The 22,082-nt window shown below is 64.4% G+C and carries 25 protein-coding genes and 1 riboswitch; of the genes, 13 read left to right on the forward strand and 12 right to left on the reverse strand.

What is annotated here, in order from left to right:
* Positions 1–14: 14 nt before the first annotated feature.
* From pal to ybgC, 6 genes are all read right to left on the reverse strand, one after another.
* Entirely contained in the window at positions 15–518 is a 504-nt protein-coding gene (gene pal / locus AB1286_RS16135) for a peptidoglycan-associated lipoprotein Pal (RefSeq protein WP_430364209.1), read from the reverse strand.
* A 19-nt stretch (positions 519–537) separates the two neighbouring features.
* Positions 538–1,830, reverse strand: coding sequence for a Tol-Pal system beta propeller repeat protein TolB (gene tolB, locus AB1286_RS16140; protein ID WP_430364210.1), 1,293 nt, complete (start codon positions 1,828–1,830; stop codon positions 538–540).
* Between the two features lie 110 nt (positions 1,831–1,940).
* Positions 1,941–2,936 (reverse strand): cell envelope integrity protein TolA, encoded by a 996-nt coding sequence (gene tolA, locus AB1286_RS16145; RefSeq protein WP_430364211.1) that lies wholly within the window; start codon positions 2,934–2,936, stop codon positions 1,941–1,943.
* On the reverse strand, positions 2,936–3,388 hold the full coding sequence (gene tolR, locus AB1286_RS16150) for a protein TolR (RefSeq protein WP_430364212.1): 453 nt from the start codon (positions 3,386–3,388) through the stop codon (positions 2,936–2,938). The genes tolA and tolR overlap by 1 nt, the downstream gene beginning before the upstream one ends.
* Before the next feature lie 10 nt (positions 3,389–3,398).
* A complete protein-coding gene (gene tolQ, locus AB1286_RS16155) occupies positions 3,399–4,076 on the reverse strand; it encodes a protein TolQ (protein ID WP_102647856.1) in 678 nt (225 codons plus the stop codon).
* Positions 4,077–4,229: 153 nt separating this feature from the next.
* Positions 4,230–4,700, reverse strand: coding sequence for a tol-pal system-associated acyl-CoA thioesterase (gene ybgC / locus AB1286_RS16160; protein WP_430364213.1), 471 nt, complete (start codon positions 4,698–4,700; stop codon positions 4,230–4,232).
* A 174-nt stretch (positions 4,701–4,874) separates the two neighbouring features.
* Positions 4,875–4,974, forward strand: a riboswitch (ZMP/ZTP riboswitch).
* Between the two features lie 159 nt (positions 4,975–5,133).
* Between ybgC and glyA the strand changes: the two genes are divergently transcribed.
* The 7 genes from glyA to AB1286_RS16195 all read left to right on the forward strand — a co-directional run bounded on the left by glyA (position 5,134) and on the right by AB1286_RS16195 (position 10,192).
* Positions 5,134–6,381 (forward strand): serine hydroxymethyltransferase, encoded by a 1,248-nt coding sequence (gene glyA, locus AB1286_RS16165; protein ID WP_430364214.1) that lies wholly within the window; start codon positions 5,134–5,136, stop codon positions 6,379–6,381.
* Positions 6,382–6,387: 6 nt separating this feature from the next.
* A complete protein-coding gene (gene nrdR / locus AB1286_RS16170) occupies positions 6,388–6,867 on the forward strand; it encodes a transcriptional regulator NrdR (protein WP_430364215.1) in 480 nt (159 codons plus the stop codon).
* 279 nt (positions 6,868–7,146) lie between these two features.
* On the forward strand, positions 7,147–7,650 hold the full coding sequence (locus AB1286_RS16175) for a pilus assembly FimT family protein (RefSeq protein ID WP_430364216.1): 504 nt from the start codon (positions 7,147–7,149) through the stop codon (positions 7,648–7,650).
* Positions 7,647–8,072 carry a hypothetical protein gene (locus AB1286_RS16180; protein WP_430364217.1) on the forward strand — a complete coding sequence of 142 codons (426 nt, stop codon included), beginning with the start codon at positions 7,647–7,649 and terminating at the stop codon, positions 8,070–8,072. Before AB1286_RS16175 ends, AB1286_RS16180 begins: the two co-directional genes overlap by 4 nt.
* Positions 8,069–8,941, forward strand: coding sequence for a PilW family protein (locus AB1286_RS16185; RefSeq protein WP_430364218.1), 873 nt, complete (start codon positions 8,069–8,071; stop codon positions 8,939–8,941). Before AB1286_RS16180 ends, AB1286_RS16185 begins: the two co-directional genes overlap by 4 nt.
* Positions 8,942–9,090: 149 nt before the next feature.
* Positions 9,091–9,567, forward strand: coding sequence for a pilus assembly PilX family protein (locus AB1286_RS16190; RefSeq protein WP_430364219.1), 477 nt, complete (start codon positions 9,091–9,093; stop codon positions 9,565–9,567).
* A 178-nt stretch (positions 9,568–9,745) separates the two neighbouring features.
* The gene (locus tag AB1286_RS16195; protein ID WP_430364220.1) at positions 9,746–10,192 is read left to right on the forward strand and encodes a type IV pilin protein; all 447 of its coding nucleotides are present in this window, start codon (positions 9,746–9,748) and stop codon (positions 10,190–10,192) included.
* A 40-nt stretch (positions 10,193–10,232) separates the two neighbouring features.
* Here the strand turns inward: AB1286_RS16195 and AB1286_RS16200 are convergent, their stop codons facing one another.
* The 4 genes from AB1286_RS16200 to AB1286_RS16215 form a co-directional block, all read right to left on the reverse strand.
* Positions 10,233–10,682 (reverse strand): DUF3318 domain-containing protein, encoded by a 450-nt coding sequence (locus AB1286_RS16200; RefSeq protein WP_430364221.1) that lies wholly within the window; start codon positions 10,680–10,682, stop codon positions 10,233–10,235.
* Between the two features lie 96 nt (positions 10,683–10,778).
* Positions 10,779–11,165, reverse strand: a complete 387-nt coding sequence (locus AB1286_RS16205) for a phage holin family protein (protein WP_430364222.1) — start codon at positions 11,163–11,165, stop codon at positions 10,779–10,781.
* Between the two features lie 137 nt (positions 11,166–11,302).
* Positions 11,303–11,605, reverse strand: coding sequence for a DUF883 family protein (locus AB1286_RS16210; protein WP_430364223.1), 303 nt, complete (start codon positions 11,603–11,605; stop codon positions 11,303–11,305).
* Between the two features lie 306 nt (positions 11,606–11,911).
* Entirely contained in the window at positions 11,912–13,102 is a 1,191-nt protein-coding gene (locus tag AB1286_RS16215) for an acyl-CoA dehydrogenase (protein ID WP_430364224.1), read from the reverse strand.
* An 83-nt stretch (positions 13,103–13,185) separates the two neighbouring features.
* Here AB1286_RS16215 and AB1286_RS16220 point away from each other — a divergent pair, with 83 nt between their 5' ends.
* Complete coding sequence (locus tag AB1286_RS16220) at positions 13,186–14,040, forward strand: IclR family transcriptional regulator (protein ID WP_430364225.1); 855 nt, start codon at positions 13,186–13,188, stop codon at positions 14,038–14,040.
* Between the two features lie 53 nt (positions 14,041–14,093).
* Here AB1286_RS16220 and AB1286_RS16225 read toward each other — a convergent pair whose 3' ends face one another.
* Positions 14,094–14,909: an EAL domain-containing protein gene (locus AB1286_RS16225; protein WP_430365089.1), complete on the reverse strand. Its 816-nt coding sequence runs from the start codon at positions 14,907–14,909 to the stop codon at positions 14,094–14,096.
* A gap of 209 nt (positions 14,910–15,118) precedes the next feature.
* Between AB1286_RS16225 and AB1286_RS16230 the strand changes: the two genes are divergently transcribed.
* Genes AB1286_RS16230 through fahA form a run of 3 tightly spaced genes read left to right on the forward strand, consistent with a single transcriptional unit; the run spans position 15,119 to position 19,174 of the window.
* Positions 15,119–16,474 (forward strand): MFS transporter, encoded by a 1,356-nt coding sequence (locus tag AB1286_RS16230; protein ID WP_430364226.1) that lies wholly within the window; start codon positions 15,119–15,121, stop codon positions 16,472–16,474.
* A 49-nt stretch (positions 16,475–16,523) separates the two neighbouring features.
* Positions 16,524–17,864 (forward strand): homogentisate 1,2-dioxygenase, encoded by a 1,341-nt coding sequence (gene hmgA, locus AB1286_RS16235; protein ID WP_430364227.1) that lies wholly within the window; start codon positions 16,524–16,526, stop codon positions 17,862–17,864.
* A gap of 2 nt (positions 17,865–17,866) precedes the next feature.
* Positions 17,867–19,174, forward strand: coding sequence for a fumarylacetoacetase (gene fahA / locus AB1286_RS16240; protein WP_430364228.1), 1,308 nt, complete (start codon positions 17,867–17,869; stop codon positions 19,172–19,174).
* Positions 19,175–19,207: 33 nt separating this feature from the next.
* Here fahA and AB1286_RS16245 read toward each other — a convergent pair whose 3' ends face one another.
* Entirely contained in the window at positions 19,208–20,026 is an 819-nt protein-coding gene (locus AB1286_RS16245) for a crotonase/enoyl-CoA hydratase family protein (RefSeq protein ID WP_430364229.1), read from the reverse strand.
* 167 nt (positions 20,027–20,193) lie between these two features.
* On the opposite strand from AB1286_RS16245, the gene AB1286_RS16250 reads away from it, so the two are divergent.
* Complete coding sequence (locus tag AB1286_RS16250) at positions 20,194–20,751, forward strand: plasmid fertility inhibition factor family protein (RefSeq protein WP_430364230.1); 558 nt, start codon at positions 20,194–20,196, stop codon at positions 20,749–20,751.
* A 109-nt stretch (positions 20,752–20,860) separates the two neighbouring features.
* Positions 20,861–22,078, forward strand: a complete 1,218-nt coding sequence (locus AB1286_RS16255) for a pyridoxal-phosphate-dependent aminotransferase family protein (protein ID WP_430364231.1) — start codon at positions 20,861–20,863, stop codon at positions 22,076–22,078.
* The last annotated feature ends 4 nt before the right edge of the window (positions 22,079–22,082 follow it).

Here is a 22,082-nt window from a genome sequence, read left to right on the forward strand (position 1 = left end):
TCACCTAAGACGAATTACTGATAGATGATGTCCGCGCGGCGGTTTTGCGCCCACGAAGCTTCATCATGACCCTGTGCCATCGGCTTTTCCTTACCGAGGCTCACGGCTTCCATTTGCGATGCCGGCACGCCGTCGGCTTCCAGCGCTTGCATCACAGCTTGCGCACGCTTTTGGCCCAGCGCGAGGTTGTACTCGGCCGTGCCGCGCTCATCCGTGTTCCCTTGGATCAGGATGTGGCGTTGCGGATGGCTTTGCAGATACTGCGCATGCGCTTGCAGCAGCGACGTGTATTGGCTCGAGACGTCGTACTTGTCGAAGTCGAAGTACACGCTACGCTTGGCCAGCGGGCTGTTCGGGTTGTTCAACTCGTCAACCGTGACCGGCGTAACCGTGTTGGCGCTCGGCTGCGTGCTAACCGCACCTTGCGTCGGGTTTTCGTTCAGCTTCGTGCCCGAATGGCACGCTGCCAACGCACCGACCAGCGCCACGGCACATGCGATACGAAGTTTGGACATCATTTTTTACTCTCCTTGTGTGTCATTGCATAAAAGGACCCCAAGACGGCTCGGTCACGACGCCGCCCCGAACGGACAGGATTTGCCGCGTCCGACCATCGGTCGAAACAGCAGCCAGCACGCCACGGCCGTTCACCTGTGTGGCGTAAAGAACGTACTGACCATTCGCCGCGAAGCTCGGCGATTCGTCATGTGCGGTATCGGTCAGCGCCGTCGCGACGCCGGTCTCGAGATCCTGGATATAGAGCTTGAAGGCCCCGCCCACACGCGAAATGTAGGCGAGTTCCTTGCCGTCCGGGCTCACGCGCGGGCTCGTGTTGTAGTTCCCCGTGAACGTCACGCGCTGTGCAGCGCCTGCGCTCTCGCCCTGTGCGGGCATTTTATAGATTTGCGGTTGACCGCCCCGGTCGCTCGTGAAGTAAATCCACTGGCCGTCAGGCGAATAGAAGGGCTCGGTATCGATCGACGTGCTATGCGATAGACGACGCAGACCGCCACCGTTCGCGTTGACGGAATAGATCTGCGTATTGCCCGTCAACGTCAGCGCAACGGCGACCGTGCGGCCGTCCGGCGACCACGTCGGCGCGCTGTTGCTGCCCTTCTGATCGGAGATCACGACGCGGCGCCCCGTGGGCAAGTCGTGGATATAGACGATCGGCTTGCGCTTTTCGAACGAGACGTACGCCACCTTCGTGCCGTCGGGCGACCACGCAGGCGAGATGATCGGCTCGGGGCTGGAGAGCGCAACGTGCGCGTCCTGGCCGTCCGAATCGGAAATCTGCAACTGATACCGGTTGCCGACCTTGACGACATAGGACAGCCGCGTCGCGAATGCGCCGCGCGTACCGAGCAACTTCCAGTAGATGTAATCGGCGATCTTGTGCGCCGTCAGCCGTAAGCTGTCGGCGGGCGTCGTGAACGACAAACCGCCGAGGCTTTGCCCCTTGACCGTGTCGTAGAGCCGGAAACGCACGTCGTACTGGCCGTTCGCATTGCGCTGCACGCTACCCGCGACGAACGCGTTCGCGCCTTTGACCTTCCATGCGCCCAAATCGACGGAATCGGTTTCGGAGATCGGCGACGAACCGGCGTCGATCAACGAAAACTTGCCGCTGTGCTGCAAGTCCTGGCGCACGATTTCACTGACGGATTGCGGCGCGCCGGTTTCGCCGGCGAAGTTGGCCGTGGCGATCGGAAATTGCGTCGAGCCGACGCCCGTCACAAGGACGTTGAGCTGCGCATGCGCCGAAGCGGCCGACGCGATAAGGCATGACGCCAACAAAGTCCGCAAGCCTAGTTTCGTCATCAAACTCATGCTGAAAATCCCAAAAAACGAAAAAATGGCACGACAGCCAAGAGACTCTCGGACGCACGAATCGTTCCTGACGGGGTCGGGTTCATCGAAACGTGCATCCGCGCTGCCGGTCAGCCCGCCGGCCGCAGCGTGATCAGGAACGACGCGGGCGCGCGTCCGTTCGTGTCGAGCGGCATCGGATTGGACGCATTCACGGCGTTCAACGCGGCCTGATCCCATTGGGCATTGCCGCTACCCTTTTGAATCGAAGCCGACAACACTTGACCGTCCGGCGCGCAGTGAACCGAGACGACTGTCTCGAGGCCCGCCGTTTCGCCGCCCCAAACAACGTTTGGCCGCACACGCCGGCGTACCTTGTCCGAATAGCCGGGGGACGCCGCCGTACCGCCCGAACCGCTGCCCGTGCCGCTCTTCGCGAGGCCGTTGCCGCCTTCGCTTTGACCGGCCATACCCTGCAATTGCGCGAGCCGCGCGCGCCGCTCCTGTTCGAGCTGCTGCTTTTGCTTGGCCTGCTGCTGAGCGGCCGCCTTAGCCTTCGCGGCCTTGTCCGCATCGGCCTTTTGCTGGGCCTCGAGCTGCTGTTGCTTGAGCTGGGCTTGCTTCTCCTGTTCCTGCTGCTTTTTCAGCTGCGCTTGCTTTTGCTGTTCCTGTTGCTCGCGCTGCTTTTCGGCCTGCTCTTGCTTGAGCTTTTGCGCGGCGGCCTTTTGCGCCGCGAGTTGCTCGGCCTGGCGCCGCTCCTGCTCCTGCTGCTCCTGTAGCGCCTTCTGGCGCTGCGCTTGTTCCAGTTCTGCGGCCCGTGCCGCGGCCTCTTGCTGCTTACGCTTCTTTTCTTGCAGCGCGATGTCGGCTTGTTGCTGGTCGACGGGCGGCGTCGGTTCGACGCGCACGGGCGGCGCGGGAGGAGGGGGCGGCGTCGGTGTCGGCGTGGGCGAAATATCGGTCCAGATTTCAGCCTCGGCGCCGGCCGGCGTGCTGTTTTGCCAGTGGATGCCGTGATAGAGGAACAGCCCGAGCAGCACGTGCATCACGAGCGCGAGGGCGAACGCGCGCCACGTCCCGCGCTCGCGAGGCGGTTGAAGCGGATAGACGGACTTCTTGGGGTTCATTATTGCGATTTGACGAGCAAGCCCACACGCTTGACGCCGCGCGCCTTCAAGTCGGACATCACTTTCATGACCGCGTCGTACTGCACGGTCTTGTCGGCGGCGATCACGACCGGTTGATCGGGATGCGATGCCTCGCGCTCCGTCACGAAGGTGCCCAGATCCGCGCGCGTCATCTGCTGCTCTTGCTCGGCGCCGCCCGCTTCATCCTTGTAGCGCACGGTCATCTTGCCGTCCGCGCGAATGTTGACGACGACGGGGGGCGTTTGCTGCTGGGGCGCCGCGCCGCCGACCGTAGGCAAATTCACGATCGAAGGGGCGACGAGCGGCGCCGTCACCATAAAGATGACGAGCAGTACCAGCATAACGTCGATGTACGGCACGACGTTGATGTCGGCCATCGCGCGCCGGGAACGGCCGCCGCGCATGCTGGATCGGTTGGTGGAGCCGGCCATCGCGTGCTCCTTAATGCGCCTGGCGCTGCAAGATGTTCGAGAACTCTTCGATGAACGTTTCGAAGCGGATCGCTAGGCGATCGATGTCGTGCGCGTAGCGGTTGTAGGCGACCACGGCGGGAATCGCCGCGAACAGGCCGATCGCGGTCGCCGTCAGCGCCTCGGCGATGCCGGGCGCCACGTTCGCAAGCGTCGCTTGCTGCACGTTGGCCAGACCGCGGAACGCGTTCATGATCCCCCACACCGTACCGAACAACCCGATATATGGGCTGACCGAACCCACCGATGCGAGAAAGGCGAGGTTGGCCTCGAGCACGTCCATCTCGCGCTGGAAGGCGGCGCGCATCGCGCGGCGCGCACCGTCGAGGATGGCGCCCGGATCGTTGATCCGCCGCTCCTTGCCTTTCAAGAACTCACGCATGCCCGACTCGAAAATCCGCTCGAGCCCGCCGATCGTATGCCGGTTGTTGGCTGCGCTTTGATAGAGCGCCTGCAAATCGCCGCCCGACCAGAAATCCCGCTCGAATTGTTCAGTTTGCGCTCGCGCCCGCCGGATGGCAAACCACTTGCGGAAGATGAACGTCCACGACATCAGCGAGAGCAGCAGCAGCAGCCCCATCACCGCTTGCGCGAGCACGCTCGCGTTCAGGACGAGGGAAATGATCGACAAATCTTGTGCGTTATTCATAAAAAGTGTGCTTATGCGTCAGAACGGCGAGGTCCCTGCAAGGTACGCAAAGGCTAATAGTCGGCCACTTGAAAGCGTTGATGCATCAAGGCGGAACCCCGTTTGGTATCGAGCGGCACGATACTAGTTCATCGACGTAGTCCTCAACGGAAATTAGGCGTTTGCCGTTGACACGCCCTCTGCAAATGCTCGCGGATCGCGGCGCAGCGCATCGGCAACCGAAACAGGCAACGCGACAGGCTTGAGCGTGGCGAGCTCGACGCAGCCGACCCGAATCGTGCCGACGGCGAGCGTTACGCCGTCGCGCCGCGCCTCCTGCACGAATTCGACGCTCGCCTTGCCCAGACGCTCGATGCGGTTCGCGATCGTCAGAACGTCGTCGAGCCGCGCCGGCGCGCGGTACTGCACGGCCGTCTGACTCACGATGAAGACGATGCCGTGCTCCTCGGCGAGCCTGCGTTGATCGATGCCGCACGCACGCAGCCATTCGGTGCGCGCCCGCTCGAAAAACTTCAGATAGTTCGCGAAAAAGACGATGCCGCCCGCATCGGTGTCTTCGTAATAGACGCGGATCGGCCAATCGAAGCTGAATTGCACGCCGCGATGGCTGGTTGGCTGGTTCATGGCCCGGCATTTTACCGGATGTGCCAACCGGACTCGAAATTGCTTGGACAGCCCCGCCAATCGGGCGTTTGCGTGGTGCCGCCCCGGCCGACCCGAGCGATAGACGGGCTGAGCGCGGTGCATCTCAAAGGGAGCCAATTGCCTATTGGGTGCGCTTCACATAAACTAACGCGCTCATCCCTGCGTGACTGGCGATAAAGCCCTTCGGGGTCAAGGTGGAGCGACCCACCGTGAAGCGCAGGGTGCCGTTTTGCCGTTCGCCTGGGCAGCCGAAAGATGGTGCGCCGTTGTTTGCGTCGCCAGCGGTTGTCTCGCCCACGCAACGGAATCTTCCGCCACGTCTGGGCTGGCCCACCGCCAGCAGCGCAAGCGTACGACCTGTACGTGTCCCGCGCACGATTCGGCCAACCTGTACACCCTTAACGGAACGCGTATGTTTGACAGAGCCCAAAGCACCATCGCTAACGTCGATCCTGAAATCTGGAACGCCATCCAGCAGGAAAACCACCGCCAGGAAGAGCACATCGAGCTCATCGCGTCGGAAAACTACACGAGCCCGGCCGTGATGGCCGCCCAAGGCTCGCAATTGACGAACAAGTACGCCGAGGGCTATCCCGGCAAGCGCTATTACGGCGGCTGCGAATATGTCGACGTCGTCGAACAGCTCGCGATCGATCGCGTGAAGGCGCTGTTCGGCGCCGACGCCGCGAACGTACAGCCGAATTCGGGCTCGCAGGCTAACCAAGGCGTGTTCTTCGCGATGCTCAAGCCCGGCGACACGATCATGGGGATGAGCCTGGCCGAAGGCGGCCACTTGACGCACGGCTCGCCCGTGAACATGTCGGGCAAGTGGTTCAACGTGGTCAGCTACGGGCTGAACGAGGCCGAAGACATCGATTACGACGCCGCCGAGAAGCTGGCGCAAGAACACAAGCCGAAGCTGATCGTCGCGGGCGCTTCCGCATTCGCGCTGAAGATCGACTTCGAGCGTCTGGCCAAGATCGCGAAGTCGGTCGGTGCGTATCTGATGGTCGACATGGCGCACTATGCCGGCTTGATCGCAGCGGGCGTGTACCCGAACCCGGTGCCGCACGCGGATTTCGTCACGACGACCACGCACAAGAGCCTGCGCGGCCCGCGCGGCGGCGTGATCCTGATGAAGGCCGAGTACGAAAAGCAGATCAATTCGGCCATCTTCCCGGGCATCCAAGGCGGCCCGTTGATGCACGTGATCGCCGGCAAGGCGGTGGCGTTCAAGGAAGCGGCCTCGCCGGAATTCAAGACGTATCAGCAGCAGGTCGTGGAAAACGCGCGCGTGCTGGCCGAAACGCTCGTCAAGCGCGGTTTGCGTATCGTGTCGGGCCGCACGGAAAGCCACGTGATGCTCGTCGATCTGCGCGCGAAGAAGATCACGGGCAAGGCCGCCGAGGCAGCGCTCGGCGCCGCGCACATCACCGTCAACAAGAACGCGATCCCGAACGATCCGGAAAAGCCGTTCGTGACGAGCGGTATTCGTCTGGGCTCGCCTGCAATGACGACGCGCGGCTTCGGCCCGAAGGAAGCCGAGCAAGTGGGCAACCTGATTGCCGACGTGCTCGAGAACCCGGAAGACGCGGCTACGATCGAGCGTGTGCGTGCTCAGGTGAGCGAGCTCACGAAGCGGTTCCCCGTTTACGGCTAATCGGCTATGCGCTGCCCCTTCTGCCGGCACGAAGATACGCAAGTCGTCGACTCCCGCGTATCCGAGGACGGCGCCGCCATTCGGCGGCGCCGGCGTTGCCCAGCCTGCGACAAGCGTTTTACGACGTACGAACGGGTTGAGCTGACGTTGCCGGCGGTGGTGAAGAAGGATGGCAGCCGCAGCGAGTTCGACCGCCGCAAAATTGCCGCGAGCATGCGGCTCGCATTGCGCAAGCGTCCCGTTTCCGCCGAGGCGATCGATGCGGCGGTGGCCCGCATCGAATACCAATTGCTCGGCAGCGGAGAGCGAGAGGTTCGCAGCGAGCGGCTTGGCGAACTTGTGATGAACGAGTTGCTTGCGCTCGATAAGATCGCCTACGTGCGGTTTGCTTCCGTGTACCGGCGCTTCGAAGACGTATCCGATTTCGAGGATGTGATCGAGGAGTTTCGCCGGCCGAAGCAAGACAAGCCCACGCGCAAGCGCTGATCCGTTTTCCGTTGTCCGTTTCACACACGCTCCACACGCTCATATTCCCGTTGCGAACGATGAATGCGCCATTGTCGGCCGCAGGCGCTTTCGCGCGCCATTAGGCCGAACGGACGATGGTGCGTCGATTTGAGACCCGTTAGATTGGCATGGTGCCGATGACGGGAGCGACGCAAGATGCAAGACGTATTCGGGCGTGGACGCGGGGGCGGACTTCGCTTAACGTGGCCATGCTCAACAATCCGCTGCGGCGGGTTTTCGTTTGTCGAACTTCTCGTCGTGACGGTACTCGCGGCAGCGTCCGCGATGGTTGCCGCGCCGATGTTCTCTGCTTGGCAGGCGCGCGATCGCGTGGACGGTGCGGCTAGAGCGCTGCTCGCGAGCCTCACGTTAGCGCGGGGCGAGGCGATCGCCCACGGCGGCCGCGTCGTGGTGTGTCCCGTCGACGCTACCGCTCGCTGCGTGCCGAATGCACATCCGTGCGCGCGGGGACCGCAAGGTTGGTCGTGCGGTTGGGCCGTCGTCTCGGAGCGTGGGCGCTCGGGCCGAGCGCTACGCGTCTACCCGCGTGTGTCGGGCGTGTCCATTGCCGCCGGATCGGGCCACGTCGAATTCACGCCGCCTGCGGGTCAGGTAATCGGTGGCTTCCGCAAGTTTGAACTTGCGGCGGCCGGCAACATCGCGCCAAACGATGGCGAAGGCTTGCGCCGGTGCATCCGCATCGCGGCCGGTGGGCGAGCGCGACTCGAGCGAGGAAGCTGTGACGGGCGGCGCGGCGCATGAACGCGATTCGTCGATATACACATGGCAGCACCGGGGCATCGTTGCTGGAGGTGCTCGTCGCGTTGTCGCTACTCGCCGTATCCCTGCTCGGCGTCGCCGCGGCGCAACTTGCCGCCTTGCGTGACGTCGATGCGCAGATGCGGTATGCCCATGCTACGTGGCTGACCGCATCGATCGCCGAAGGTATGCGCTTGCCCGAGGGGTCTTCGACTTTGTTCGAGTATTCCCGAGCGCAAGCAGCACAGGCCCTGAAGGGAGGGCAGGTGGACATTATCGATGAGGCTCGCGATGTCCGCGCGATCGTCGTGCATTGGCGGGAGGGCGCGTCGCAGGAGCGGCTGCCCACGGCCGGTCCCTGCGCAAAGGGCGGGGAGCAAGCGTCGACGCGCTGCGTCGCGTTTCCGTTCGTGGGCGACGAATGATCGGCGCCTCGCTCGGCCGTTCGATACACTCGCCGGGAGCGAGGCGATGCGGGTCCTGCGCGCAAGCGGGCCATGCGCTGCTGGAATGGCTGATCGCGGCTGCGCTCGGGTTGAGCGTACTGGCCGGCGCTTTGACGCTCTATCGAGGCCAGCGCGAATCGTTCGAGCGCGCGGTAGACGCTGCGCGGATGGTTGAGGCCGGAGCGACCGCGCTGCTACTTCTCGGACAGCAAATCCAAATGGCCGGGTATGCGCCTGCCGACCAGAGCGCGCTGCGCGGGCGCGTGACGCCGGGCGTATTCGGTTGTCGGTCCGCGCGGCTTGTCGTCGGGAGCGCACCCGACGAATTGGGCTGCGTGCCGGATAGCGGCGTTCGCGCCAACTCGGACGGCATCGTCGTGCGTTACGTCGACGATGCGGTGGCCACCTGGCGCGGGGCGTCGGGCGAGCCGACCGATTGTCTTGGACAAGCGGTGGCACGACAGGGGGACCACGCGACGATCGTCAATCAGTTCTATGTGGCGCAGCCGCCGCGTCGCGGCGAGCCGGAACTGTATTGCGCCGGCAACGGAGGCGCGCGTCCGCCGCAACCGGTCGTCGAAGGAATCGATCGAATCGAGATCGGCTATTGGCTGCCGGGGGCCGATGGGCCTGTGCGGGCCGGCACCGTCGCCCTCGCCCTCGCGCCGATGCAATGGTCCACTGTGGTCGCGGTCGAGCTATGTGTCGTCGCGCGCGGCCGGCGTGTAGCGGGCGCCAGGGGGTTCGTCGGCTGCGACGGCCAGTACGTGCCGAGCTACGACGGGCGGCAGAGGTTGGCCCTGACGCGCCGCGTCGTCGTGCGCAATCATCCCGAAGCGGCGCTATGACGATCGAACGAAGGCCGGCGCAACGGCGATGCAACGCGCGCGTCGAGCGCGAGGTGAAGCGCACCACCTTCGCAACAATCGCCAGCTCACGTTTATGTATCGATCCCGGCGTCGCGGCTAGTCATCGCTCGTGTGCCCGCGATCGTGGCATGGCATTGCCGAGCGCACTCATGCTTGTCTCGATGATGCTGACGACGGCGGCGGTATGGCTCGAGGCGTCGATGGCGCTAAGCCGTTTCGATGCCAACATCCATGAGCATCTGCGGGCGACACAGGCGGCGGACGGCGCACTCGTGCTATGCGTACGCGACTGGCGGGCGGGCATCGCGCCGGTGCTGCCGGCCCGATACGGAGCGCGGGCGCACTGGACGGAGAGCCGGGCCTTCGAGCACGGCGCCGCATATGAACCTGTGCCGTCTTGGCCCGGCTCGGCTCGAACGCCGCAATGCCTAATCGAAGCCGCAGCGCTAGAAAATCCTGCCGACAGGCAAGCGTATTGGATTACCGCGCGCGGATTCGGCGCGCTCGAATCGACGCAAGCGTGGCTTCAATTGACGATCGTGCAGGACGCGGGCCGCGAGGGGCAGGCTTGGCGGCGCATCGTGTCGCCGCCGGCCGTGAACTAGTACGAATAGCCGCCGACGGTATCGGCTATGAACCGATGACCGATGACCGATGACCGGCGACTAGAGTAAATGGATCAGGACGGAAATGCATAGAACGACAATCTCAGGCGCGCGATCGCCTTGCGCTGCGTATGTGCCTGTATCGAGCGCTGTCCGGCGAGCTCTGCGATCGCCGTCGATGCCGATAAACCGCACTCGGGCGAGCGGCTTCTCGATGCTGGAACTGGTTGTCGCGCTCGCAATGGTGGCCGTGCTGGCTTCCTATGCGGTACCTTCCTATCGCGCCTATGCGGCCCGAGGCCACCGGACCGACGCGGTCGTCGCTTTGCATCGCGCCGCGCAATATATCGTCGCTCGTCCGCTCTCGTTATCGACGCCCCCTCGTTTGCCACCCGTCCTCGAGCGCGTTCCAGCGCACGGGAAGGCCGTTTATCGATTGGAACTCTCGTTAGAGGGCGAAGCGAGTGGGGGATATGAACTCAAAGCGATTCCGCAAGCCGATGGCCCAATGCGAGGCGACGCTTGCGGGACGTTCGTGCTCGATGGGCTCGGCATCCGCTCGAACTTGAGCCCAGCGCTCGGAGGCGCGGCCGTCGAGCGCTGTTGGGCGGGCCGCGCGCTCTAGCACGCGGCCCAAACCAAACCTAAAGTTCCGACGCCTACGTTCAATCGTTTGCTTCGTCAGCGCCTTCGTGCTTCCGCGAGAAGTGGCTCCATGCGCGCAATCCCGCGTATGCGGCGGCGCCGAGGGCCCCCCATTTGAACAACGGCTTGGCGCCGGCCGCGACCGTCGCGCGCAACGGTTTGCGCAATAGCAGCGACGCGAGCGAGGTGGCAAGCGGATGCTGGAAGAGCCAATCGCTGATCGAGGCGTTCGCGCCACGCCCCGGTCGTTTGGCGCGCATAGCGCCCAGTCCCGGGATGAACAGCTTGATCCAACTGAGGTTCGCGAATTTCTGGTGCAACTCCGCGCGCGCTTGGATGAATTCTGCACGCTCGACCTCGGCGCGCAGCAACAGCAACTCCTTACGGACCGCGCGCATCTGCGGGGTGCTCGGGTTCCGCACGGGCGAGCGCTTGCGGTGTGCCGAGCTTGACGAGGTGGTTTGGTTCATAGGGGCGCAGTCTCTTTCATCGCAAAGGGCCGGGAATCGTCACGAGGCGCGCGGCGCGATCGGGCAGGTGAAGTCCGCTTCGCGGCACGGCATTCGTCACGGTTCGCGGAACATATCGCGGTCCTTCTCGAATTCGTGCAACGTGGCTTCGAACACGATCGGCGCCGCGTGCAATCCGCTACGTGCGCGTAGGGCGCAGATCAACGCGCCGATCGCGTACACGCCGGTAATGCCGGCAAGCACTTGCCAGCGGTAGGTGTCCCAAAAGGCAACGGCGATGAGGGCGGTCAAGCTGATGAGCGCCATCATCGCGAACATCGCGGCGACGAGCCCGAGGAAGATCACGGCGATGATGCGCTCGCGCTCCTCGGCCAGTTCGATGCCGATCAGCTCGAGGCGCGCATGAAACAGGGCGACCACCGATGCGATCATGCGGCGCAGCGGCCCATGGCCGGCATGCTGCGAATGCGTATCGTTTGGCATGGATTGGCGAAAAAGCATGCAATGCGACGGCCGGCATTGGCGGTGCCGAGCCGAGCGCTGCTTGCTCGGCCCCGACCATGCTCGGCAAAAGCCCGCTGGAAAGAAGGACGCGGGCCGCCCTTCGCGCGCGGGCGCGGTTACTTGCGGTTGATGAGCAGTCCGACCACCACGCCCACGCCCGCGGCGATGCCGATGGCCGTCCACGGATGCTCGTGGACGTAGTCGTCGGTGGCGCGAACGGCCTTCTTGCCTTTTTCGACGACGACGACTTGGACGTCGGCCGCTTTTTCCTTCGCTTGTTTCAAGCGGCCCAGCGCGGTTTCGCGCAACTCGGAAGCGCGTTCGCCTGTCGCGCTCGCCGCTTGCTTCAAAAGGTCCTCGGCGTCTGCGAGGACGGTTCTGATATCGGACATCAATCTCTCCTTGTTGACTTCTGACATTAGAGCCCCCTTGTATCGTGCACGCGTGCATCGTACCAAAGATAGGTCGATCGGCGGTGCGCCGCGGTATAGTTCGCGCTCCGCACGAATCGTTCCTGGTGTCGCGCTCATAGTATGCAGGCGCGAAGCTCCGGCAATTCGACGTAGGTCAAGAGATCGAAAGTGTCTTGGGCGCAACGCGAAATTACAAAAGCGCCACGCTCGGCTTGCCGAGGTGGCCCACTGCGGCCCAATGCGAAACCGGCCGCGCACCGATGGGGTACGCGGCCGGTCGACGCTCGATACGCGGCGTTTCGTCTGACGTGATTAGAAGAAGGCCTGAATCCCCGTTTGCGCTCGGCCGAGGATCAGCGCATGGATGTCGTGCGTGCCTTCGTAGGTGTTCACGACTTCGAGATTGACGAGATGGCGCGCAACGCCGAACTCGTCCGAAATGCCGTTACCGCCGAGCATATCGCGCGCGAGTCGCGCAATGTCGAGCGCCTTGCCGCACGAGTTGCGCTTCATGATCGAGGTGATTTCGCTCGCCGCGGTGCCTTCGTCCTTCATACGTCCAAGGCGCAGCACGCCTTGCAAGCCGAGCGTGATTTCGGTTTGCATATCGGCCAGCTTCTTTTGAATCAACTGGTTGGCCGCCAACGGCCGGCCGAATTGCTTGCGATCGAGCACGTACTGGCGCGACGTGTGCCAGCACGACTCGGCTGCTCCGAGTGCGCCCCAAGCGATCCCGTAGCGAGCCGAGTTCAAGCAAGTGAACGGGCCGCGCAGACCGCTTACGTTGGGCAGCATGTTCTCTTGCGGCACGAAGACTTCATCAAGGACGATCTCGCCCGTGATCGATGCGCGCAAGCCGACCTTGCCGTGGATGGCCGGTGCGGTGAGCCCCTTCCAGCCTTTTTCGAGGATGAAGCCTCGAATCGAATCGGTGCCGTTTTCTTCGAGCTTGGCCCAGACCACGAACACGTCGGCAATCGGCGAATTCGTGATCCACATCTTCGCGCCCGAGAGCGAGTAACCCCCGTCGACCTTACGCGCGCGCGTCACCATGCTGCCCGGATCGGAACCGTGATTCGGCTCGGTCAGCCCGAAGCAGCCGATCCATTCGCCCGTCGCCAGCTTTGGCAGATATTTCGCCTTTTGCGCCTCGGAGCCGAATTCGAAGATCGGCACCATGACGAGCGAAGACTGCACCGACATCATCGAGCGATAGCCGGAGTCGACACGTTCGACTTCGCGCGCGATCAAGCCGTAGCTGACGTAGTTCAATCCCGGACCGCCGTAGGCCTCGGGGATCGTCGGGCCGAGCAGACCGAGTTCGCCCATTTCGCGAAAGATCTCGATGTCGGTCCGCTCGTGACGGAATGCTTCAGTGACGCGCGGCAGCAATTTGTCTTGCGCATACGCGCGCGCGGCGTCGCGCACCATCCGTTCGTCTTCGCTCAACTGCTGATCGAGCAGCAGCGGGTCGTCCCATTGAAACCGGGCGGCGTCGGCCATCGTCATCTCCTTTCCACGCTTGACTAAAGTTCCGCTATGCGGAACACTGTTTTGCAATCGACGACCGAGTTTAACACCCACCGATGCGCGCATCCACCGCTGTCTCCTCTCCCGTTTCCGCCGTCGAGGTGCAACCGCTCTCGGCGGACATCGACGACCGCAAATTCGTCGTCGCGCTGGCTCGCGGGCTCGAACTGCTGCGCGCGTTCCGGCCGGGCGACACCTTGCTCGGCAATCGCGACTTCGTCGCGCGGACGGGCCTGCCCAAGGCAACCGTCAATCGGCTCGCCTATACGTTGACGGTGCTCGGTTACTTGCGTCTCGACGAAACGCTCGGCAAGTACGCGCTCGATGCGGGCGTGCTGTCGCTCGGCTTCGGTTTGCTGGCCGGCACCGATACGCTCGAGTTGGCGCGGCCGCACATGCGCGCGCTGGCGCGCGAGGTGGGGGCGGCGGTCTCGCTGGGCTGCCGCGACGGCCTCGATATGATTTATCTGGAGACGATTCGCAGCGAAACCGCGCTGACGCTGGGGCTCGCGTCGGGTTCTCGGCTCTCGATGCTCACGAGTTCGATGGGGCGCGCCTATCTGGCCGTGATCGGCGAAGAGGAGCGCGAGGCGCTGCTCGCTGAATTGCAAACGAGCGGCGCCGGGGGTGGGGCAGATGCGAGGTCCGATGCGGGCGAATCCGGGGCGCAAGCGCTAGCGGCGGCAAGGCGCGAGATCGCGGCGTTCGACCGAGATGGGTGCTGCTATTCGTTCCGTGACTGGCACGACGACGTCAACGCCGTGGCTGTGCCGTTTCGCGATCCGCGCGATGGGCGCTGGCTCGTGCTGAGTTGCAGCGGGCCGGCTTCATCGATGGGGGAGGACGTGTTTCGCGAGCGGGTCGGCCCGCGTTTGCGCGCATTGGCGCGGCGCTTGGGTCAGGCGCGCTGACACGAGCCGCACCGCGACGATCCCGTATCAATCGGAATCGATAACCGACGCCGTCAACGCGCGACGCAAGCCTTCTTCGGCTCGAACAGCGGGCCTTGCACGAAGCGGGCGCCGAATTGGGACAGCGCGTCGAATTGCGCCCCGGTCGCCACGCGATCGAAGATCAATGGAATCCCGAGCCGGTTGGCATAGGCAATCAACGGCTTGGCCATCGCATCGCGCAGCACCGCGCCGCCGTCGATCTTGATGAAGTCGAGCCGGGCCATGTCCGATACCGACAAGATGTGCCCCGCATTGGGCAGATTGCCCGCCACCTTGAAGCCATAGCGCTGGTAGCTGTTGGTCAGGTAGCCGAGGAACGTGCGATGCGCGACCGCGGCGCTCGGCAACTCGATGATCACGCGCGTCGGATTGAGCCCGAACGACATCAGCACCGACGAGAAATGCTGCCCATGATCGTACTTGACGCTCTTGAGCAGCCGCTCGTGCACGCGCAGAAACAGCATGCCGTGACGCTGGGCACCGAAGAAATTGACGGCGTGCAGCGTACGCGCGAGGCGATCGAGCGTGACGAGTTCGTGGTCGTCGCAAACGGTGTCGAACGGATCGAAAGCCTCACCGTCCGCGCGCTCGGTCAAGGCCTGAAAACCGAGTTCGTCGCCGAACCGATCGGCCTCGTCGGGGGAACTCCAAAGCGTCTGCATGCCGCTCATGCTGACATCGAAGATCGGCTGATAGGCGCTTTGAAGCCGCACGTCACGGAAGCATGCGAACGCCACCTGCTCGCGCTCGTCGAGCGACAGGTGCTCGCGCAAGGCGGGGTGATCGGCGGCTCGCGCAACGAGCGCGGGAATGGTTGGCGGGATCATCGAGGGGGAAGAAGGCACGCAGACGATAGTACCAGGCTGCGCGTCATCGGCATCAGCTCGTTACTTATATCGACAGTACCGGCCATTGTTCTATCGGGGTTTACGTTGATTTAACGATGCGTAATCCGTTTTACTATTCGTAAATTCCGTCGCGCGACGGATCGACGCGCGGCGATATCGACGCAAATACGAAAAAGGAGACGGAAACGATGAGCAGCGAGCCGGCGCAAGCCGACATCATCGAGGTCGAACGGGTGCTCGACGGGAAGCACCACCCGGGTTTTCATTTCATGCTGCTGGCCTTGACGGCGCTCGCGCTCGTCATCGACGGCTTCGACGCGCAAGCAATGGGCTATGTGGCGCCGAGCGTGATCGCCGAATGGCATGTTTCGAAGGCGGCGCTCGGGCCGGTCTTCAGCGCTAGCCTGTTCGGCATGCTGCTGGGGGCGCTCGGCTTGTCGGTGCTCGCCGATCGTATCGGCCGCCGGCCCGTACTAATTGGGGCGACGCTCGCATTTGCCGCGCTGATGCTGGCCACGCCGTTCGTCACGACGATCCCGCAGTTGATCGGGCTGCGCTTCGTCACGGGTCTGGGGCTCGGTTGCATCATGCCGAACGCGATGGCGCTCGTCGGCGAGTTTTCGCCGCAGGCGCACCGCGTGAAGCGGATGATGTTGATTTCGTGCGGATTTACAGTCGGGGCCGCACTCGGCGGATTCGTCAGCGCCGCGTTGATTCCGGGCTACGGCTGGCGATCGGTGTTCTATGTCGGCGGCGCCGTGCCGCTCGCGCTCGGCATTGCGATGCTGTTCGCGCTGCCCGAGTCGTTGCAGTTCCTCGTGCTCAAGGGACGCATGCAGCAAGCCAAGGCGTGGCTCGCGGCCTTCGATCCCGCATTGTCCATCGGGCCGGCCACACGGCTCGTCGTACTCGAACGTAACGATGGCGGCGCGCCCGTGGCGGAACTCTTTCGCGCCGGCCGCGCGCCGGTCACGCTGCTGCTGTGGGCGATCAGTTTCATGAACCTGATCGATCTGTATTTCCTCTCGAACTGGCTGCCGACCGTCATGCGCGCCGCGGGTTATAGCCCCGGCACGGCCGTGCTCGTCGGTACGACGCTGCAAACGGGCGGCGTCATCGGCACGCTGCTTTTGGGCTGGTTCATCGAGCGCTACGGTTTCGTGCGCGTGCTGTTCGTCTCGTTCGCTTGCGCCGCCGTATCGGTCGGCCTCATCGGCAGCGCGGCGCACGTGCTGCCATGGCTGCTCGTCGCGGTCTTCGCCGGCGGCTTTTGCGTCGTCGGCGGCCAGCCCGCGGTCAATGCGCTCGCGGGTCAGTATTACCCCACGGCACTGCGCTCGACAGGCATCGGGTGGAGCCTCGGCATCGGCCGCGTGGGCTCGGTACTCGGGCCGCTCGTGGGCGGGCAACTGATTGCGCTGCAATGGACGGATGCCGCGCTGTTCCGCGCCGCCGCCGTGCCCGTGCTGTGCTCCGCTTTGTTCGTCATCGCGCTTGCGGGTGCGACGCGCGCTCGGCGCGCCGGTTCGCCGGCCGCCGTCTAACCGCCGCGCGGTACTCGCATCGATTCATCGTTTAACGGAGAACCCTGTCATGCAAGACGTCTCTCGCCGCGACGCGCAGCCCGGCTATCAGTCGGGTTTCGCGAACGAATTCGCCACCGAGGCGCTGCCCGGTGCGCTGCCGGTCGGCCGCAATTCGCCGCAGCGCGCGCCTTATGGGCTTTACGCCGAGCAGCTCTCGGGCACAGCTTTTACGGCGCCGCGCGCGCATAACCGCCGCACGTGGCTCTATCGCATCCGGCCCGCCGCCGTGCATCGGCCGTTCGAGCCGTTCGTCGCGCGCAGCGGTGCGGCGCAGTCGCGGCTCGTCGCGAACTTCGCCGAGACGCCGGCCACGCCGCCCAACCAATTGCGCTGGGATCCGCTCTTGATGCCGGCCGAGCCGACCGACTTCGTCGAAGGCCTCGTCACGATGGCCGGTAACGGAGCGGCCGAGGCGATGTCCGGCTGCGCGATTCACTTGTATGCGGCGAATCGGTCGATGGTCGATCGCTTCTTCTACAACTCCGACGGCGAACTGTTGATCGTGCCGCAGGAAGGGCGGTTGCGGATCGCCACCGAAATGGGCGTGCTCGAGGTCGAGCCGTGCGAGATCGCCGTGGTGCCGCGCGGCGTGCGCTTCTCGGTGACGCTCCTCGACGGTCAGGCGCGCGGGTATGTCTGCGAGAACTTCGGTGCGTTGTTGCGGCTGCCCGATCTCGGTCCGATCGGCTCGAACGGGCTCGCCAATCCACGCGACTTCCTCACGCCGCATGCGGCCTACGAGGATCGGGAGGGGGCGTTCGAACTCGTCACGAAGCTGAACGGCAATCTGTGGCGCGCCGACATCGGCCACTCGCCGCTCGACGTCGTCGCATGGCACGGCAACTATGCGCCGTACAAGTACGATCTGCGCCGCTTCAATACGATCGGCTCGATCAGCTTCGACCATCCGGATCCGTCGATCTTTCTCGTGCTGCAATCGCAAAGCGATACGCCGGGCGTCGATGCCATCGACTTCGTGATCTTTCCGCCGCGCTGGCTCGCCGGCGAGGATACGTTCCGTCCGCCTTGGTTCCACCGCAACGTCGCGAGCGAATTCATGGGACTCGTGCACGGCTTGTACGACGCCAAGGCCGAAGGGTTCGTGCCCGGCGGCGCGAGCCTGCACAACTGCATGTCGGGACACGGCCCCGATGCCGGTACGTTCGAGAAGGCGTCGGCGATCGATACGAGCAAGCCGCAAAAGGTCGGCGATACGCTCGCATTCATGTTCGAAACGCGTGCATTGCTCAAACCTACACGCTTCGCGCTCGGCAGCGCCGAGTTGCAAGCGAACTATTTCGAGTGCTGGCAAGGCTTGGCTAAGCATTTCAATCCGGAGCGGCCATAAGCATGACCCAAGATTTTTCTAAAGCGCTCGCGCAAACGCGCGACCCCGCCAAGCGCAGTTGGCTCGAGTCGGCAAACGCCCCGGCCTGCGATTTCTCGATCCAGAATCTGCCGTTCGGCATCTTCAGCGACGTGCGTAATCCGAGGCCGCGCGCGGGCGTCGCGATCGGCGATTGGATCGTCGATCTGACGGCGCTGCGCGCAGCCGGCCGGCTCGAGATCGATGCCGACGAAGACGTCTTCTCCCGCGCATCGCTCAATGCGTTCATCGCGCTCGGGCGCGACGCCTGGCGTAGCGTACGGATCCAATTGAGCCAGTTGCTCGATGCGGCATGTCCGACGCTGCGTGACGACGCGGCGTTGCGCGAGCGCGTGTTCGTGCCGATGCAAAGTGCGACGATGCATTTGCCGGTCGACATTCCCGGCTACACCGACTTCTATTCGTCGAAGGAGCATGCGACGAACGTCGGCACGATGTTTCGCGATCCGAAGAATGCGTTGCTGCCGAATTGGTCCGAGATGCCGATCGGCTACAACGGCCGCGCTTCGTCGGTCGTCGTCAGCGGCACGAGCGTGCGCCGGCCGATGGGGCAATTGAAGCTGCCCGATGCGGAGCGTCCCGTCTTCGGCGCCTGCCGCAAGCTCGACATCGAACTCGAGACCGGTTTCATCGTGGGATGCGGCAACGCGCTGGGCGAGGCGATCGCCTGCGAAGAGGCCGAAGACCACATCTTCGGCATGGTGCTGCTCAACGATTGGAGCGCGCGCGACATCCAGCAGTGGGAGTACGTGCCGCTCGGGCCATTTAACGCCAAGACGTTCGCCACGACGATCTCGCCGTGGATCGTGACGCTCGACGCGCTCGAGCCGTTCCGCGTCGCGCAGCCCGAGCAGACGCCGGAGCCGTTGCCTTATCTCCGGCACGCCGGGGCACACGCATTCGACGTTTCGCTCGAAGTGAAGCTGCGCCCGGACGGCGCGGACGAAGCGACGACGATCGCTCGCACGAACTTCAAGCATATGTACTGGACGATGGCTCAGCAGCTTGCGCATCACACGGTGTCGGGATGCAACACGCGCGTGGGCGATCTGATGGGCTCGGGTACGATCAGCGGGCCCACACCCGATTCGTTCGGTTCGCTGCTCGAACTCACGTGGAACGGTACGCGGCCGCTGACGCTCGAGGACGGTGACACTCGCACCTTCATCGTCGACGGCGACGAACTCACGCTCGCGGGCTGGTGCCAGGGCGACGGCTATCGTGTGGGCTTCGGTACCTGCGTCGGCAAGATCCTGCCGGCCCGGGGTTAAGCGAGCGCCGAGGGCAGCGCGGCGTCTAGGCAGCTACGGTTGGCCGGCGCCGTTGCCGCCGGCCGGCTCGCCGTGGCGTCCCGCGCCCGCGGTGAAGCGGGCCGCGCCGGCGATCCCTTCGTCGACGACCGCGCGATAGCCGCCGGCGCCCTCGCGGCGCAGCGCTTCGGCCAAATCGTCCAGCGGGCTGTATTCGATGGCCGAGCGCCGGTCGGCGAGCAGCGCCGCTTGCGGCAACGCGGCCAATTGGGCGGCCAATGCCTCGGCTGCCGCGCGCGCTTCGCCTTTGCCGACCACGCGATTGGCAAGCCCGATCACAAGCGCTTCCTCGGCCTGCACGGGCCGCCCCGTCAAAATCAAATCGAGCGCGCGCGAAAGTCCGATCAAGCGCGGCAAGCGAATCGTCCCGCCGTCGATCAGCGGCACGCCGAAGCGCCGGCAAAACACGCCGAGCACGGCATCTTCCTCCACCACGCGCAGGTCGCACATGGCCGCGAGCTCTAAGCCGCCCGCCACCGCGTGACCGGCAATCGCGGCCACGACGGGCTTGGACAACATCATCCGGGTCGGCCCCATCGGGCCTGGGCCGCCGCCGTCCTCACGCACCGCGTTGCGGCGGCCTTCGTCGTTCATGGCCGTCAAATCCGCCCCTGCGCAGAACGTGCCGCCCGCGCCGAACAATACCCCGGCGCGCCATGCGGACTCGGACTCGAAACGCGCGAACGCGTCGGCGAGCGCCGCGGCGGTCGGACCGTCTACGGCGTTCTTCCGATCGGGCCGGTCGAGCACGATTGTTGCGACACCCCCGTCAGATGCTTCGATTCGGACATGTGAGCCAAAGCTTTCTCGCATCGTACTTCTCCCTTTTTGGGACCCGGGGCGGCCTAAGTTCAGACCGAAGTGTCACATTTGTCACGGCACTGTCATCATCCGAGGATAGGCTCGCGGGTTTCCTCGGCGAAACGAACGCCGATGGGGCTGGCGCCAGCGCCAGGAATGCAAACAATCATACGTTCGTCATGTCCACGTCCGCATCGATCCATGCGGTTGCTCTCGCACCTTCGGCCGGCGCCGGTCCCGTCTGGCTCGTCTCGCTTGTCAACCACCCCCACTACGATCACGCGCGGTTGAAACGCGTCTTCGAGGACGATCAGAGCCGCCACCGCGTTGTCATCGTCGACGCGCAAAAACTGCTCGAATGCGCCGCGCGCGACGATACCGATTATGTGCTGCCGCCCGTCGGCAATTGGCATAGCGGCAAGGTTAAGGGCATCCGCGATTTCCTCGACCCCGAGAACGAACGTATCCCGGCGATGCCGTACGTCACCATCGAGGCGCGCCGTGCACGCGGTATCCTCGGCTGGCTGCGGCTTAAGCGCGAGGGCGTCGTGGGATTCCGCAACGGGCAGCATCGAGCGCGATACCTGGCCCACGCGGGCGCCGTCGCGTTTCCGGTCGAGGTCCACGAGCGCGAGGCGGCCTTGCTCGAGAGCTTGTGCGGCTACGTCGCTCCGCCGGCACCGGCCGTGGACGGCTTCTCCGCGCGTCCGCCCGAATCGCCGCCGAGCATGGCCTGAGCACGAGGAGGCTGGACGGCCGGCTCGGTAGAAAATACTTGCGGCTGGTGCGAAATGAGGCAATGATCGGTTTTCTCTTCGCCGCATTGCACCAATCGAACCCAGAGCCATGTCCAGCCACGAACCCTCGATTCCTTGCCCCGACGTCGTCTCGCTCGACGCGATCCTCCCCGAAGAACCGCTATTGATGATGGGCGCCGGCCCGGTGCCGATTCCGGCGGCCGTCGCCAAAGCCAACGCCATCGTCATCAATCACCTCGGGGCGACGATGTCGAAGGTGATCGGGCAAGTGAAGGACATGGCGCGCTACGTTTTCCAAACCCGCTCCAAATGGGTCTTGGGCGTAGCCGGCCCCGGCTCGGCGGCGATGGAAATGGCGATTTCCAATCTCGCTTGGCCGGGCACGCGCGTGCTCTCGATCAAGAACGGTTTCTTCAGTGCACGGATGGCCGAAATGGCCAAGCGCTGCGGCGCGCAGGTTGCCACGCTCGAAGTGGCCGACGGTGCCGTGGCCAGTCTCGCGGACGTGGCCGATGCGCTCGCGCGCGAGCGGCCCGAGATCGTGACGATCGTTCAAGGCGAGACGTCGAATACAGTCTGGAATCACGAATTGAAGGAGATCGCGGCGCTGGCGAAGGCGGCAGGCGCGCTCGTCGTCGTGGACGCTGTCTGTACGCTGAGCACGATGCCGCTGGAAATGGACGCTTGGGGTATCGATGCGGTGATCACGGGCGGGCAAAAGGGGCTGTCGTCGATCCCCGGCGTTTCCCTCATCGCGTTTTCGGACGCGGCTTGGCACCGCATGAAGACGCGCACGCAGCCGAACGCGCACTGGTGCCTCGATGCGTCGCTCGCCGAGAATTTCTGGCATAACGCCGGCTATCACTACACGGCGCCGGTCTCGGGCGTACTGGCATTGCACGAGGCGTTGCGGCTCGTTTGCGCCGAGACGCTCGAAAAGCGCTTCGCGCGCCATCTGAAGTGTTCGCTGGCGCTGCAAGCGGGCGTGTCGGCGATGGGACTGTCGCTGTTCGCCCCCGAGCCGTGCCGATTGAATTCGGTCGTGGGTATCTCGACGCCGGCTCAACTGAGCCCGGCCGACGTCTGCGGCCACATTTCGCGCCATCACCAGGTGGAGATCTCGGGTTCGTTCGGGTTGCCGATCGTGCGAATCGGGCAAATGGGCGAGCAGTGCCGCGAGCACAACCTGTTCCGAACGCTGCACGCGCTGGGCCGCACGATGCTCGAATTGGGCGCGCGCGTGGACCTGCCGGCCGGCGTCGCGGCGCTCGAACACTCGCTGTCGGAAAACGCGCGCGGCCGTTGAACCG

The sequence above is a fragment of the Trinickia sp. NRRL B-1857 genome (assembly GCF_050470685.1).
In the GTDB taxonomy this organism is placed as follows: domain Bacteria; phylum Pseudomonadota; class Gammaproteobacteria; order Burkholderiales; family Burkholderiaceae; genus Trinickia.

Excerpts from the sequence above, each read along its gene's own strand:
- AB1286_RS16220 (WP_430364225.1), top strand. The coding sequence starts at position 13,186 with ATGCGCGCATCCACCGCTGTCTCCTCTCCCGTTTCCGCCGTCGAGGTG.
- AB1286_RS16210 (WP_430364223.1), bottom strand. The coding sequence starts at position 11,605 with ATGTCAGAAGTCAACAAGGAGAGATTGATGTCCGATATCAGAACCGTC.
- tolQ (WP_102647856.1), bottom strand. The coding sequence starts at position 4,076 with ATGAATAACGCACAAGATTTGTCGATCATTTCCCTCGTCCTGAACGCG.
- AB1286_RS16195 (WP_430364220.1), top strand. The coding sequence starts at position 9,746 with ATGCCGATAAACCGCACTCGGGCGAGCGGCTTCTCGATGCTGGAACTG.
- glyA (WP_430364214.1), top strand. The coding sequence starts at position 5,134 with ATGTTTGACAGAGCCCAAAGCACCATCGCTAACGTCGATCCTGAAATC.
- ybgC (WP_430364213.1), bottom strand. The coding sequence starts at position 4,700 with ATGAACCAGCCAACCAGCCATCGCGGCGTGCAATTCAGCTTCGATTGG.
- AB1286_RS16185 (WP_430364218.1), top strand. The coding sequence starts at position 8,069 with ATGATCGGCGCCTCGCTCGGCCGTTCGATACACTCGCCGGGAGCGAGG.
- tolB (WP_430364210.1), bottom strand. The coding sequence starts at position 1,830 with ATGAGTTTGATGACGAAACTAGGCTTGCGGACTTTGTTGGCGTCATGC.
- AB1286_RS16255 (WP_430364231.1), top strand. The coding sequence starts at position 20,861 with ATGTCCAGCCACGAACCCTCGATTCCTTGCCCCGACGTCGTCTCGCTC.
- AB1286_RS16190 (WP_430364219.1), top strand. The coding sequence starts at position 9,091 with ATGGCATTGCCGAGCGCACTCATGCTTGTCTCGATGATGCTGACGACG.
- AB1286_RS16200 (WP_430364221.1), bottom strand. The coding sequence starts at position 10,682 with ATGAACCAAACCACCTCGTCAAGCTCGGCACACCGCAAGCGCTCGCCC.
- AB1286_RS16180 (WP_430364217.1), top strand. The coding sequence starts at position 7,647 with ATGAACGCGATTCGTCGATATACACATGGCAGCACCGGGGCATCGTTG.
- hmgA (WP_430364227.1), top strand. The coding sequence starts at position 16,524 with ATGCAAGACGTCTCTCGCCGCGACGCGCAGCCCGGCTATCAGTCGGGT.
- AB1286_RS16230 (WP_430364226.1), top strand. The coding sequence starts at position 15,119 with ATGAGCAGCGAGCCGGCGCAAGCCGACATCATCGAGGTCGAACGGGTG.
- AB1286_RS16225 (WP_430365089.1), bottom strand. The coding sequence starts at position 14,909 with ATGATCCCGCCAACCATTCCCGCGCTCGTTGCGCGAGCCGCCGATCAC.
- AB1286_RS16250 (WP_430364230.1), top strand. The coding sequence starts at position 20,194 with ATGTCCACGTCCGCATCGATCCATGCGGTTGCTCTCGCACCTTCGGCC.
- AB1286_RS16245 (WP_430364229.1), bottom strand. The coding sequence starts at position 20,026 with ATGCGAGAAAGCTTTGGCTCACATGTCCGAATCGAAGCATCTGACGGG.
- pal (WP_430364209.1), bottom strand. The coding sequence starts at position 518 with ATGATGTCCAAACTTCGTATCGCATGTGCCGTGGCGCTGGTCGGTGCG.
- nrdR (WP_430364215.1), top strand. The coding sequence starts at position 6,388 with ATGCGCTGCCCCTTCTGCCGGCACGAAGATACGCAAGTCGTCGACTCC.
- fahA (WP_430364228.1), top strand. The coding sequence starts at position 17,867 with ATGACCCAAGATTTTTCTAAAGCGCTCGCGCAAACGCGCGACCCCGCC.
- AB1286_RS16215 (WP_430364224.1), bottom strand. The coding sequence starts at position 13,102 with ATGGCCGACGCCGCCCGGTTTCAATGGGACGACCCGCTGCTGCTCGAT.
- tolA (WP_430364211.1), bottom strand. The coding sequence starts at position 2,936 with ATGAACCCCAAGAAGTCCGTCTATCCGCTTCAACCGCCTCGCGAGCGC.
- tolR (WP_430364212.1), bottom strand. The coding sequence starts at position 3,388 with ATGGCCGGCTCCACCAACCGATCCAGCATGCGCGGCGGCCGTTCCCGG.
- AB1286_RS16205 (WP_430364222.1), bottom strand. The coding sequence starts at position 11,165 with ATGCCAAACGATACGCATTCGCAGCATGCCGGCCATGGGCCGCTGCGC.